The organism is Flavobacterium sp. HTF (assembly GCF_003105115.1).
Lineage (GTDB): Bacteria > Bacteroidota > Bacteroidia > Flavobacteriales > Flavobacteriaceae > Flavobacterium.
On record NZ_QETH01000110.1, the window covers coordinates 1 to 12905 of the forward strand.

The window sequence follows — 12905 nt, forward strand, 5'->3', positions numbered from 1 at the left end:
AACTTCGTATGTTTTTAATTCAAAGTTTTCCTTAAAAAGTATTACTTCCTTTACCGAATGGCAGAAACATAGTGCCGGAAGTTTTATTCCAACATTCTCATACGAATACAATCGTTTTTCTTTTGATCAGGATAATATAAATTCTAAAGAAGATAACTTTAATTTTAGATTGGGATTGAGTTATTTTTATAATTTTATATTTAAGGAGAAATTTTATATTGCACCCAATTTTACACCATCACTGGGTATTCGTTTTTCTAAAGATAATACAATAGAGAACCATGTAAAATCTGTTGAAAAAGAAACCTATTTTACACGATTTTTGGAAGGTGGTATTAAAATGGGCTATAATTCGAACAATATTCTTTTTGGGGCAAGTTTTAATTTTAACGTAAACTGGTACAATTCAGACAGTAAAACCCGAACTGAAAATGATAAAATTTACGGATTATTATATTTTGGATATCTTTTTGATGCACCCAAATTTATTGCAAAACCAATTGAAAAAGCCGAAGAGAAAATAAAAATGTAATTTTAATAATATGAATTTAGAAACTTACTACGAATATTGTCTTTCTAAAAAAGGGGTTACAGAACACTTCCCTTTTGATGAAGACACTTTGGTTTTTAAAGTAGGAGGAAAAATGTTTGCTTTGTCGTCTTTATCCCAATGGGAAAAGAATGAACAATCGGTAAATTTAAAATGTGATCCCGATCGCGCTCAGGAACTAAGAGCCGAATATGAAGAGATAAAACCCGGATTTCATATGAGTAAAGTGCATTGGAATACAATAGCCCTAAACGGAAATCTCCCTCTAAAAATGGTCAAAGAATTGATAGATCATTCGTATGATTTGGTTTTCAAAAGTTTGACAAAGAAAATTCAGAGTGAAATTATTGAATTAGAAAATTAGGCATTACATTTGCAACGTCAGTAAAAAAACTTAGCAACTTATAAAAATGAAAGAACAATTTAAAAAGTTTTTAAACGAGGAACAGGATCCTAAAGCGATTGAAAAGATCACTTCAAAACTCAATGATTTATTAATGAGAGGCGAAGAAGTGGGTTATATTGCTGTTCAGAAGAAACCGGCAATCACTGTTTTTCCAGATAGTATTGTATTAACAAACAAAAGAATCATTATCTGTAAGCCGAAAAACTTAGGTCTTTCTATGGATTTTACAGATTACACCTGGGATGAAATTGTTGGGACTTTTGTTAAAGAAAACATTTTGGGTTCTGAGTTTTCTTTCTCTACAAAAACTGACATTCAGACTTCTATAGACTATATTCCCAAAATTCAGGCGCGAAAAATCTTTACATATGCTAAGGAACAATTGGATATTTTAAAAAATCCTGTAGCAACAGCAACACCAATAGTTGAAGAAGTACAAGCAGAAGAGATTGAAGAAAATGAAATTGAGGAAGTAGAAACTGAAGAAGTAACCAGTTTTGCTGAAATTTTACCTGCTGCTCCTGTTTATGAAACTTACGAACAAATTCAGCCTCAGGCACCAGCTCCAACCGGAGACCGTAAATTGAGCGAATTATCTAAAGAAGAACTTTTTGATAAATTACAGAATTACAAAAAGCTTCTTGACAATGGTTTGATTATGCAGGGTGAATATGATGCATTCAAAAAAGAAATATTAAGTTATATGTAAGTCTTAAAGTCGAAAGTCATAAAGCTTTCATCTCTTTATAAATAAAAAAGCCAGAAATAGATATTCTGGCTTTTTTTATGACTTGAAACTTTGGACTTTGGACTTTTAGACTTAAAGCGTAGCCTTCTGTTTTTCTACAAATTTGTGCGATTGTAATTCCAGCAACTCTGAGGCATTTTTGCGTTGTAAATCGTAGAGGCTTTTATCTTCTGCAATATCCGCGTACACTCTGTCATGCATAGACGCACTTGTTTTTTTCAGTAACTCACGTTGGTATTTATTCTGTTCCAAAGTGGCTTTTATTGCTGTTTCAGCTTCTTCCTGTTTAAAATCAAACTCTCCTTTTGGAGCCAATAATTTGGCGATAATTGGAGAAGTTTCAATAGCCAGAAACAACAACATAATAAAAAACGATGGCAGCCATGGCAATTTATTCAGTGCATTAATACGCGCCATCAGACCATCAAAACCTTCAATAATAGGTTGTGTCTGTGATACTTTTTTATCTAAGTCGGCCTGAAGCTGTTTTCCGGTTTTTTCTTTTTCGGCAATTTTAGCTTCATTTGTTTTTTTGAGTAATTCAAACTCTTTTAGCGAAGCATCGTGTTTTTCTCTTTTTTCTTTATAAACCGGACCTTTTCCAAGTTTTTTAGTTCCGGAAGTTCCTTCCGCTTCGGTGATATAAGTTGAATATAAAGCGTTTACTTCTTTTTCTTTTTTTATAATGTCCGCTTTCAATGCCACGATTTCAGCCTTATTCTTGTCTAAATCTGATTTGAAATAATTGCCAACCTGTTTTTTATTGGCCAGTTCCATTTCGTTTTTCTCTTTTAATAAAACAGTATTGATTTCTTTTTCAAAAATTTTAATCTCTAAAGGCTTCGAAATTACAATGGCAATAATAATGGCCAGCATAATACGAGGTGTTGCCTGAAGAAATTCGTCCATAAAACGATCCCTTTTTTTGATGGTAGAAACAATAAAACGGTCAAGATTAAAAATTAATAAACTCCATACAAATCCGAAAATCAAAGCCGGATAAATAGAGTCAAAAACTGTAAAAAGTGCATAAGCACTGGCTAAAAAAGCCATTACAGCAGTGAAGAAAACGGTGGCGCCAATACCAACATATTTAGTTTGTTCGCCTTCAGAACAGCCATCCAGAAGATCGCGGTCGGCTCCTGAGCACAGGATAAAAAATTGTTTTAACATGATTGATGATTTTTGATTGTGATTGATAGGGCAAATTTAACGCCAAAATTTTGATTCTCATGCAAATAGTTGATTTGTTTTTTTAATTTGACTTTACCATACCTCATGTCTGGAATGTTATTTTAACATTAATGATTCCTGTTTATAACTTACCAATCATAACACTATGATAATTTTTTTTCAAGAGTTTAATAATATTCAGGGGTTAGTTTCGTAAAAAATTAAACACACAATGAAAAAATTCTTTTTACTAGCAACATTTTTACTGGTTACAGTAATAGGTTTTGCTCAAAAAGCGATAATATCCGGAAAGATATTAGATGCTGATGACAAACTTCCCCTGCCTGGAGCAATGATTCAGATTGTAGGCGAAAAAAAATACACCGTTTCAGATTATAACGGTCGTTTTGAACTTCTTAATATCAATGAAGGAACCTATAAAGTTGAAGTTAAATATATTGGTTACGAATCTTCAGTACAGGAAATTAAAGTCGAGCAAGGAAAAAATAACGTAATTGATTTTGCCCTTAAAACTTCTGGAACTGAGTTGAATGAAGTTGTAGTTGGAGACATCTTAAAAGGTCAGGCTAAAGCACTGAATCAACAAAAAAACAATAAAAATATCGGAAACGTAATTTCTTCAGATCAGATGGGGCGTTTTCCTGATGCAAACGTAGGAGATGCGTTAAAACGTGTTCCGGGTATCACAATGCAAAACGATCAGGGAGAAGCCCGAAATATCATCATTAGAGGTTTGGCTCCTTCATTAAACTCTGTAACTTTAAATGGTGACCGAATTCCATCTGCTGAAGGTGACAACAGAAATGTTCAAATGGATTTAATTCCGTCTGATATGATTTCTACTATCGAAGTAAACAAAACTTTAACTTCAGATATGGATGCAGATGCAATCGGAGGTTCTGTAAATTTAATTACAAGAGCAACTCCAAATGGCGAAAGAATCTCTGCAACTCTTGCCGGAGGTTATCTGCCAATTCGCGACCACGCTTCTTATACTGCAGGTTTAGTTTACGGTAATCGTTTTCTTAACAATAAACTGGGTGTTGTAGTAAGTGGTTCTTATAATAATGTAGATTATGGTTCTGACAACATCGAAAACGAATGGGTAAAAGATGATTTCGGAAACGATTTTATACAGGCCGCAGAAGTTAGAAAGTACGACGTACAACGTATTCGCCGCAGCGGATCTTTAGCTTTTGATTATAAATTTAACGAAAACAATACCATTTTTGCCAACGCAATATACAACTGGAGAGACGACAGAGAAAACCGTTTCAGAACCACTTATGATGATATTGAACCGCTTTATAATGGTGAAGAAATCATTGGTTTTGAAGGCCGTGCAAAACGTCAGACAAAAGGTGGTGTAGACAACAGCAGAAACAAAAACAGAAGATTAGAAGATCAGCGTGTACAGAATTATTCTATTCGCGGAGAACATTTAATCAATTCAAAACTGGATTTAGACTGGTCTACCAATTATGCAAAAGCCAGAGAATACCGTCCGGGTGAGCGTTATATCGAATATCGTCAAAAAGGGCTGGATGTTTTTGAAAACCTTTCAGATCCAAGATTTCCAGTCGTAACAACAGCCGGAGAAGCTCTTGATCAATTTGAATTTGATTCGGTTACAGAAAATACAGATGATACCAGCGAAAGCGAATTTGGTGCAAAAGTAAATATCCGTTTTCCATTCACTATTATTCCATCAGAAAAAGGGAGATTGAGAACAGGTCTTAGACTTCGTTTAAAAGAGAAAACAAGAGATAATATTTTCTATTCTTACAGTCCGTTAAATGCCGGAATGGATTTGTTATCTGAAGTTCCAACGAGTTTCTATGACGGAAAAGATTTCAATCCGGGAAGCCAGTATGTTCCGGGAACTTTTGCATCTGTAGGGTTTTTGGGAAGTTTAGACCTGAATAATGCTTCTTTATTTGAAAAAGAAGCAGATGCTGCAGAATATTTAGCCGTAAATTATAACGCTAAAGAAAGTATTTACGCTGCTTACGTAAGATGGGATCAGGATTTTAATGATAAACTATCTATGGTTTTAGGGTTCAGGGTTGAAAATACCCATATCGATTATACAGGAAACCGTGTTTTGGATGAAGAAGAATTAGAAAGCAAAATAAACAATACAAATTCTTATACAAACGTATTGCCAAGTATTTCTTTTCAATACAATGCAACAAAAGATTTAGTTCTAAGAGCAGCGGCTACAACCGCTTTGGCAAGACCAAACTATTATGCATTGGCTCCTTATGTAAACAATATTGCTGCTGATAAAGAAATTACAGCCGGAAACCCGGATCTTGATGTAACTTATTCTTATAACTATGACTTTATGGTCGAGAATTATTTCAAATCTGTTGGTTTGATTTCAGGAGGTGTTTTCTACAAAAAATTAAATGATTTCATTTATAACTATAGTGACAATCAGTATACAGCAGAAAAATTTGCTAATGATTTCCCAAATCAGGCAAATCCGGTTCCGGTTGGAGAAAACTGGTCTTTCATACAGTCCAGAAATGGAGACAACGTTGATGTTTATGGTTTTGAGGTTGCTTTTCAACGTCAGTTGGATTTCCTTCCAGGTAAATTTTTAAAAGGTTTTGGTATCTACTTAAACTATACTTACACGAAATCTAAAGCAAAAGGTATTGCCGACGAAGACGGAAATGAAAGAAACGATATTAGTTTACCGGGAACAACACCTCATATGTTTAACGGATCATTGTCATGGGAGAACAAACGTTTCTCTGCGAGGGTTTCTACAAACTTTACATCTGATTATTTAGATGAATTAGGTTCTGAGTCTTATAAAGACAGTTATTATGACAAGCAGTTCTTCCTGGATGCAAATGCTTCTTATAAAATTACTCCAAAATTGCGTCTTTTTGCCGAAGCTAATAACTTAACAAATCAGCCGTTGCGTTACTCTCAGGGTATTGAATCGCACACCAAACAAGCTGAATATTATCAGGCACGTTATAATTTCGGATTGAAATTAGACTTGTAATCTACATTTTTAAAAATTCATACATTAGACAGAGTTTAGCGCTCTGTCTAATTGCATTAAAACACATAACATAATGAAAAATAAATCTTTAGTTGCTCTTTTGCTTTTAGCTCTCTCTTTTACAGCCTGCAAAGACGATAAACTAGCAGCTGTTGCACCAAATGCACTTAAACCAACAACGGTCACAGAAGCCTTGCCTCACGATACAGATGATCCTTCTATCTGGATTCATCCGACTGATGCTTCCAAAAGTATCATTGTTGGAACAGATAAAGATACTGACGGAGGTTTGTATGCTTTTGATCTAAATGGAAAAATCCTAAAAAAATCAATTGTTTTACAAAGACCAAACAATGTTGATATCGCCTACGGATTATTAATTGATGGGAAAAAAATTGACATTGCTGTTACAACAGAACGTGAAACTAATAAAATCAGAATTTTTAGTTTACCTGATTTAAAACCAATTGACAATGGTGGTATTCCTGTTTTTGAAGGTGAACAATTGCGTGACCCAATGGGAATTTCTCTATATACCCGTCCAGGCGACAAGAAGATTTTTGCTATCGTTGGAAGAAAATCAGGACCATCAGGAAGTTATTTATGGCAATATGAACTTGCGGGTTCCGGAAAAAATGCAACAGCAAAAGTGGTTAGAAAATTTGGAGCCTATAGCGGTAAAAAAGAAATCGAAGCGATTGCAGTGGATAACGAATTAGGTTTTGTTTACTATTGCGACGAACAATTCGGAATTAGAAAATACAATGCAGATCCGGCCTTAAACGATAATAAAGAATTAGCCATTTTCGGAAAAACAGGTTTTAAAGCTGATAATGAAGGAATCGCGATTTACAAAAAAACAGATTCTACAGGTTATATTTTAGTTTCTAACCAACAAGCCAATACTTTTATGGTCTATCCGAGAGAAGGCGCAAAAGGAAAAGCAAACGAATATCCTTTATTGGCAGAAATTCCGACTTCTACAGTGGAGTGTGATGGTGCAGATGTTACCAATGTAAACTTAGGTCCAAAATACAAAAACGGACTTTTCGTAGCCATGAGCAACGGAATGACGTTTCATTACTATACATGGGATTTATTGCAAAAACGTATTGACGAAGGGAAGAAATAGTTGTTTTGTTCCATGTTTCAGGTTGAACTAAATACTTGTCAGGCTGAGCGAAGTCGAAGCCCTCAAAGCACTTCGACTTCGCTCAGTGTGACAATCCTTTTAAAGTCTCTATTGGAATCTGAAACCTGAAACAAAAAAAAGCTGTTCCTAAATGGAACAGCTTTTTTAGTTTGAATTAGTAATTGCCCTTATTCTGTAATCGGTGCGCCAGCCAGGATTTCGGCATTGGCAAACTCTTCAAATTTGGCAAAATTAGCTTTAAATTTCTGAGCCAATTCAATTGCTTTTTTATCGTATAAATCTTTATCCTCCCAGGTATTTCTAGGATTTAAAATTTCGCCTGGAACATTCGGGCAGGATTGTGGTTTTGCAATTCCAAACACTTTATGGTTTACGTACTCTACATTATCCAGCTCGCCTTTTAATGCCGCTGTAATCATAGCACGGGTATATTTTAGTTTCATACGGCTTCCTGTTCCGTATGCTCCGCCTGTCCAGCCTGTGTTGATCAACCAGACTTTTACTCCTGCATCTTTCATTTTTTTAGTCAGCATTTCTGCGTAACGTGTTGGATGCAAAGGCATAAATGGTGCTCCAAAACAAGCCGAGAAATTCGGTTGTGGTTCTGTAACCCCTGCTTCAGTTCCGGCAACTTTTGCCGTATATCCTGAGATAAAATGGTAAGCAGCCTGACCCGGAGTCAGTTTTGAAATTGGAGGCAAAATCCCGAAAGAATCTGCCGTCAAAAAGAATATATTTTTTGGATTGTGTCCGATTGAACCCGGCTGAATATTATCAATATGAGTTATCGGATAACTTACACGTGTATTTTGAGTGATCGAAACATCATCAAAATCTACTTCGTTTGTTCCCGGTTTGAAAACTACATTTTCTAAAAGAGCTCCTTTTTTAATTGCTCTGAAGATGTCCGGTTCATTTTCTTCGGTTAAATTGATAACTTTAGCATAACAACCGCCTTCAAAGTTAAAAACAGTATTCTCACTTGTCCATCCGTGCTCGTCGTCACCGATTAATTTACGGTCCGGATCTGCAGACAAAGTAGTTTTTCCTGTTCCTGACAATCCGAAGAAAATTGCAGTATCTCCTCCTTCCCCAACATTGGCGCTGCAGTGCATTGGAAGTGTATCTTCAAAAACCGGTAAAATAAAATTAAGAGCAGAAAAAATTCCTTTTTTCATTTCTCCCGTATAACCCGTTCCTCCAATAAGAGCGATTTTTTTAGTAAAATCAAGAATGGCAAAATTAGACTGACGTGTTCCGTCTACAGCAGGATCTGCCATAAAACTTGGTGCACAAACCACTGTCCATTCCGGAGTAAAGTTTGCCAGTTCAGATTCTTCAGGACGAAGAAACATATTGTAGCAGAATAAGTTTGACCAGGCCGTTTCTGTAACGACACGAACATTTAATCTGTAATTTGGATCAGAGCATACATAAGAATCTCTTACAAATACTTCTTTACCAGATAAAAACTGAGTTACTTTATTATATAGTTTATCAAAAGCTTCAGGTGAAAACGGGATATTTACATTTCCCCACCAAACTTTATCTTCTGTAATGCTGTCTTTTACAATAAAACGATCCTGAGGAGAGCGTCCTGTAAATTCTCCGGTATTGATTGCCAATGCTCCCGTAGAGTTCTCAACACCCTGACCTGACTGCAAAGTAATCGCATGCAATTCATCTGCCGATAATTGATAACGAATTGTTGCATTTTCAATTCCTAATTCTTTCAACGAAATCGATTGCGTGAAAAGTGTGTTAGTGTCCATAAATTTGTCGTTGTGTATGTTTTTGTTTTTTATTGATTAACACATTTTACTTGATTTTTAAATAGTTATATTTAAAAAAACAGAATTGTTATATTTTTCATCAATACAGATAAAAAGAAATAAAAATTCACATAAGTAAGCTTTTATGTTATTTATGAGACAAAATTAAAGATTAATTTTTAGATAGAATTTTTTATTCGGGATTTTATGATTTTCTCCTCAAAATAGTAACAAATAATATTAACCAGGCAAGAATTAATAAGAATCCACCCAAAGGTGTTGCGAATACGATAATTTTTGAGTCAAAAACTGTTAAGTGTTTAGTGACTAATAAATAGATTGAACCGCTAAAAAGTAAAACGCCTGCCACAACCAATCCGTAGATTGGTTTTAAGGTTTTTTCGGCAAGCTCTTTTCTGGTAGAAAGAAAAAACAAAAACAGAGCATGGTACATTTGGTAACGAACACCAACTTCAAAAGTATTTAATTGTTCAACAGATAACCATTTTTTTAGTAAATGAGCTCCAAAAGCCCCCAAAATAATAGCTAACATTCCGATAAAGGCTCCCGTTAAAACAATTTTTCTTTTCATGATAATGTATGTTTTCAGTATGGAACAAAAATACTTCAAAGAATTTAAAAAGCATTTTACTTTTCAAAATCTTTTTTATTTAAAGTAATTTATTAGTGTTATTCTTAAATTTAAAAATAAATGATTTTTTTCATCGAACAACATTGTTATATTTATAACAATTTAATATATTTGTGTTATATATTTAAAATATGAGACGCATTTTAATTATCGGAGCAGGCCGTTCGGCTTCTTCATTAATACGCTATTTATTATCAAAATCTGAAAGTGAAAACCTTCATCTTGTTGTAGCCGATTTATCTTTGGCTCTGGCCGAAAAAAAGACGCAGCAACATCCGAATGCGACTGCAATAGCTTTAGATATATTTAATATGCAAGAACGGAAAGCAGCAATAGAAAACGCTTCAATTGTGATTTCAATGCTTCCGGCACATTTGCATATTGAAATTGCAAAAGATTGTCTTCAGTTTAAAAAACATCTTGTTACGGCGTCTTATATAAGTGATGCCATGCAGGAGTTAAATCTTGAAGCCAGAGCAAACAATCTTATTTTCATGAACGAAATTGGTTTAGACCCCGGAATTGACCATATGAGCGCCATGAAAGTAATTGACGAAATCCGGGCAAAAGGCGGCAATATGCTTCTTTTTGAATCTTTTTGCGGCGGTCTGGTTGCTCCTGAATCTGACAATAATCTTTGGAACTACAAATTTACCTGGGCACCACGAAATGTAGTTTTGGCAGGACAAGGCGGCGCAGCAAAGTTTGTTCAGGAAGGCACATATAAATATATTCCGTATTGCAATTTGTTCAGAAGAACTGAATTTCTTGAGGTTGAAGGCTACGGAAAATTTGAAGCGTATTCCAATCGTGATTCTCTAAAATACCGTTCTATTTATGGTCTGGATGATATTCTGACTTTGTACAGAGGAACAATTCGCAGAGTGGGGTTCTCTAAAGCCTGGAATATGTTTGTGCAGCTCGGAATGACGGACGACAGCTATATCATGGAAGATTCTGAAAACATGAGCTATCGCCAGTTTGTAAATTCGTTTCTGCCTTATCACCCAACCGATTCTGTAGAAATCAAAACACGCCTGATTTTAAAAATTGATCAGGACGATATCATGTGGGACAAACTTTTGGAACTGGATTTGTTTAATCCCGACAAGAAAGTGAATTTGCCAAATGCCACACCGGCACAAATTTTAGAAAAAATACTTTCGGACAGCTGGAGTTTAGAACCCGAAGACAAAGATATGATTGTCATGTATCATAAATTTGGTTACGAACTAAACGGCGAGAAAAAACAGATCGACTCGAAAATGGTTTGTATCGGCGACGACCAGACGTATACTGCAATGGCAAAAACCGTGGGATTACCGGTTGCAATGGCAACTTTGCTAATTTTAAACGGGAAAATTACAACTCCGGGTGTTCAGCTTCCGATAAACAAGGAAGTTTATCTGCCTATTTTAAAAGAATTAGAAGAGTATGGTGTTGTTTTTAACGAACAAACCATGCCTTATTTTGGATATAATCCCGACCTATTTTAGTTGTGGCTTAGTTTTTTTTTTGAGAATTTTTTTTAGTTTTTAATTTATCCGCTTCTAATGTCTGGAAGCGGATTTTTTATATAAAAATTCTAAAAAACTTTAATTTCCAAAAATAGTTGGTGCAAAATCCATTCTCGGATAGGATGCATTTATTACCTTATATTTTTTTGGCTCTTCATTATTTTCAATAGTTATGGGCAAACTATACAGCACACGAACTGGTTTACCGCTTTCAGAACCCGGAGTCCAGGCTGGAGAAAGTTTTAAAGCTCGAATTACTTCATATCCTATTCCATATCCCAGATCTTTTATAATTTTAAATTCAGACAGACTTCCGTCTTTTTCAACCATAAATTCCACAAATAATTTTCCTTGAATTTTGTTTTTTGAAGCCTCGGCTGGCAGTTTAAAATTTTCGCCAATAAATTTATAGAATTCAGGCATTCCACCCGGAAATTCAGGTTTCTTTGTAATGTGATCAACAATGATATCCGTCGATATTACCGAAGAACCAGCTGCTGGCGGAGGCGGAGGAACGTTTCTTTTTTGCTCTTCTGTTAGTACATCATTTTCCTTTGTCAGAACAGCATTCTTTTTTTGATCAGCAACGACAGACGTTTTCGAATAGCTTTTTTTATTGTCAGAATTGTTTTTAAGTGTATCTGTTTTCATTTTAGCTTCCTGCGCCACCGTTTTGATACATAAAAGAGCCGTTAAAGCCATTAAAACAGGAACAATCGCCACTTTCTTTAAAAAAGCTATGTTCTTAGATGTTTTTTTTGTCATCATAATTAATCGTTTTTTGGTTACTAAATAATTTAAATTACTGGCCAGGTAAATCGTCTCAATTCCACTTCCTTTTTCTAAAAGCAGTTTTTGATAAAATGGAACATTATTATATTCTTCTACTATTTCCTGATCTGCAAGAAATTCGTGATTGAGCTGCATTGCTTTTTTATAAAATACAAAGAGAGGATTAAACCAAAAGATGATTCTTAAAAACTCAATAAACAAAATATCAAATGTGTGTTTCTGAGTAACATGAACCAATTCGTGCGTGTATAATTCTTCCTCGATATTTCGATTGTTATAATCATCAGAATTGACAAAAATGTAATTTAAAAAAGTATGAGGCAGAATTTTCTCCTCTACCAAAACCAATTTTGAATTTTTAAAGATCAGGGTCGGATTATGACCGGATTTTGACATAATACTCCAAACATTTCTGCCAAATCTTATCGCTAATAAGAGTGTTATCAATCCGTACAGGCTCCATAAAAAAATCAATCTGTAATCGATTTTTTCTTCACTTTGAAATGTAACCGTCGCCTGATCAAAACTGATCTGATTGGATAAATTCACCGGAATTTCTCTAATAATTTCAAACGAAACAAACGGAATTACGAATGAAATTACAATTGAAAAAAGCAGAAAGAATCTATTAAACTGATGGATTTTTTCGCGTTCTAATACCAAATAATAAAACACAAAGAAAACACTTAAAGCAATCGTTGATTTTATAAGAAAGGCTATCATTTTTTCTTTTTTTGAATTTCTGAATCGATTATTTTTTTGAGATCTTCCAGTTCTGAAGCTGATAAATTGGTTTCGGTAGTAAAAAAAGAGGCGAATTGCGATGCCGAATTATTAAAGAAATTACTAATTAAACCATTTACATGTTTCGAGAAATAATCTGTTTTTTTTACCAGCGGATAATATTCGCGCGAATTCCCAAATTCATTATAAGAAATGAATTTTTTGTCAATCATCCGCTTCAATAAAGTCGCTACTGTTGTAGTAGCCGGTTTGGGTTCCGGATACGATTCGAGCAGATCTTTCATGAATGCTTTTTCAAGCTTCCAAAGATGCTCCATTAATTGTTCTTCTGAATTTGATAGTTGCATTTTTTGAG

General features: G+C 34.6%; 11 protein-coding genes. 6 read left to right on the forward strand and 5 right to left on the reverse strand.

What is annotated here, in order from left to right:
- The 3 genes from DCO46_RS20205 to DCO46_RS20215 all read left to right on the forward strand — a co-directional run.
- Positions 1 to 532 (forward strand): DUF4421 family protein (locus DCO46_RS20205; protein ID WP_116754288.1); only part of this gene is annotated, 532 nt, incomplete at its 5' end.
- A gap of 10 nt (positions 533 to 542) precedes the next feature.
- Entirely contained in the window at positions 543 to 914 is a 372-nt protein-coding gene (locus DCO46_RS20210) for an MmcQ/YjbR family DNA-binding protein (RefSeq protein ID WP_116754289.1), read from the forward strand.
- Positions 915 to 960: 46 nt separating this feature from the next.
- The gene (locus DCO46_RS20215; protein ID WP_116754290.1) at positions 961 to 1665 is read left to right on the forward strand and encodes a PH domain-containing protein; all 705 of its coding nucleotides are present in this window, start codon (positions 961 to 963) and stop codon (positions 1663 to 1665) included.
- A 111-nt stretch (positions 1666 to 1776) separates the two neighbouring features.
- Here DCO46_RS20215 and DCO46_RS20220 read toward each other — a convergent pair whose 3' ends face one another.
- Entirely contained in the window at positions 1777 to 2877 is a 1101-nt protein-coding gene (locus DCO46_RS20220) for a DUF4407 domain-containing protein (protein ID WP_116754291.1), read from the reverse strand.
- Positions 2878 to 3109: 232 nt separating this feature from the next.
- Between DCO46_RS20220 and DCO46_RS20225 the strand changes: the two genes are divergently transcribed.
- Together DCO46_RS20225 and DCO46_RS20230 are read left to right on the forward strand one after the other, a co-directional pair.
- Positions 3110 to 5920 carry a TonB-dependent receptor gene (locus DCO46_RS20225; protein WP_116754292.1) on the forward strand — a complete coding sequence of 937 codons (2811 nt, stop codon included), beginning with the start codon at positions 3110 to 3112 and terminating at the stop codon, positions 5918 to 5920.
- Between the two features lie 73 nt (positions 5921 to 5993).
- Positions 5994 to 7052, forward strand: a complete 1059-nt coding sequence (locus DCO46_RS20230; protein ID WP_116754293.1) for a phytase — start codon at positions 5994 to 5996, stop codon at positions 7050 to 7052.
- Positions 7053 to 7240: 188 nt separating this feature from the next.
- On the opposite strand, the gene pckA is transcribed toward DCO46_RS20230, so the two are convergent.
- Both pckA and DCO46_RS20240 read right to left on the reverse strand, forming a co-directional pair.
- The gene (pckA, locus tag DCO46_RS20235; protein WP_116754294.1) at positions 7241 to 8845 is read right to left on the reverse strand and encodes a phosphoenolpyruvate carboxykinase (ATP); all 1605 of its coding nucleotides are present in this window, start codon (positions 8843 to 8845) and stop codon (positions 7241 to 7243) included.
- 205 nt (positions 8846 to 9050) lie between these two features.
- Complete coding sequence (locus DCO46_RS20240; protein WP_116754295.1) at positions 9051 to 9437, reverse strand: DUF423 domain-containing protein; 387 nt, start codon at positions 9435 to 9437, stop codon at positions 9051 to 9053.
- Between the two features lie 191 nt (positions 9438 to 9628).
- Between DCO46_RS20240 and DCO46_RS20245 the strand changes: the two genes are divergently transcribed.
- Positions 9629 to 10993, forward strand: a complete 1365-nt coding sequence (locus DCO46_RS20245) for a saccharopine dehydrogenase family protein (protein WP_116754296.1) — start codon at positions 9629 to 9631, stop codon at positions 10991 to 10993.
- 99 nt (positions 10994 to 11092) lie between these two features.
- Here the strand turns inward: DCO46_RS20245 and DCO46_RS20250 are convergent, their stop codons facing one another.
- Both DCO46_RS20250 and DCO46_RS20255 read right to left on the reverse strand, forming a co-directional pair.
- Positions 11093 to 12529 (reverse strand): energy transducer TonB, encoded by a 1437-nt coding sequence (locus DCO46_RS20250; RefSeq protein WP_116754297.1) that lies wholly within the window; start codon positions 12527 to 12529, stop codon positions 11093 to 11095.
- Positions 12526 to 12897, reverse strand: coding sequence for a BlaI/MecI/CopY family transcriptional regulator (locus DCO46_RS20255; protein WP_116754298.1), 372 nt, complete (start codon positions 12895 to 12897; stop codon positions 12526 to 12528). Before DCO46_RS20255 ends, DCO46_RS20250 begins: the two co-directional genes overlap by 4 nt.
- Between the last annotated feature and the right edge of the window lie 8 nt (positions 12898 to 12905).

Excerpts from the sequence above, each read along its gene's own strand:
- DCO46_RS20210 (WP_116754289.1), top strand. The coding sequence starts at position 543 with ATGAATTTAGAAACTTACTACGAATATTGTCTTTCTAAAAAAGGGGTT.
- DCO46_RS20215 (WP_116754290.1), top strand. The coding sequence starts at position 961 with ATGAAAGAACAATTTAAAAAGTTTTTAAACGAGGAACAGGATCCTAAA.
- DCO46_RS20220 (WP_116754291.1), bottom strand. The coding sequence starts at position 2,877 with ATGTTAAAACAATTTTTTATCCTGTGCTCAGGAGCCGACCGCGATCTT.
- DCO46_RS20225 (WP_116754292.1), top strand. The coding sequence starts at position 3,110 with ATGAAAAAATTCTTTTTACTAGCAACATTTTTACTGGTTACAGTAATA.
- DCO46_RS20230 (WP_116754293.1), top strand. The coding sequence starts at position 5,994 with ATGAAAAATAAATCTTTAGTTGCTCTTTTGCTTTTAGCTCTCTCTTTT.
- pckA (WP_116754294.1), bottom strand. The coding sequence starts at position 8,845 with ATGGACACTAACACACTTTTCACGCAATCGATTTCGTTGAAAGAATTA.
- DCO46_RS20240 (WP_116754295.1), bottom strand. The coding sequence starts at position 9,437 with ATGAAAAGAAAAATTGTTTTAACGGGAGCCTTTATCGGAATGTTAGCT.
- DCO46_RS20245 (WP_116754296.1), top strand. The coding sequence starts at position 9,629 with ATGAGACGCATTTTAATTATCGGAGCAGGCCGTTCGGCTTCTTCATTA.
- DCO46_RS20250 (WP_116754297.1), bottom strand. The coding sequence starts at position 12,529 with ATGATAGCCTTTCTTATAAAATCAACGATTGCTTTAAGTGTTTTCTTT.
- DCO46_RS20255 (WP_116754298.1), bottom strand. The coding sequence starts at position 12,897 with ATGCAACTATCAAATTCAGAAGAACAATTAATGGAGCATCTTTGGAAG.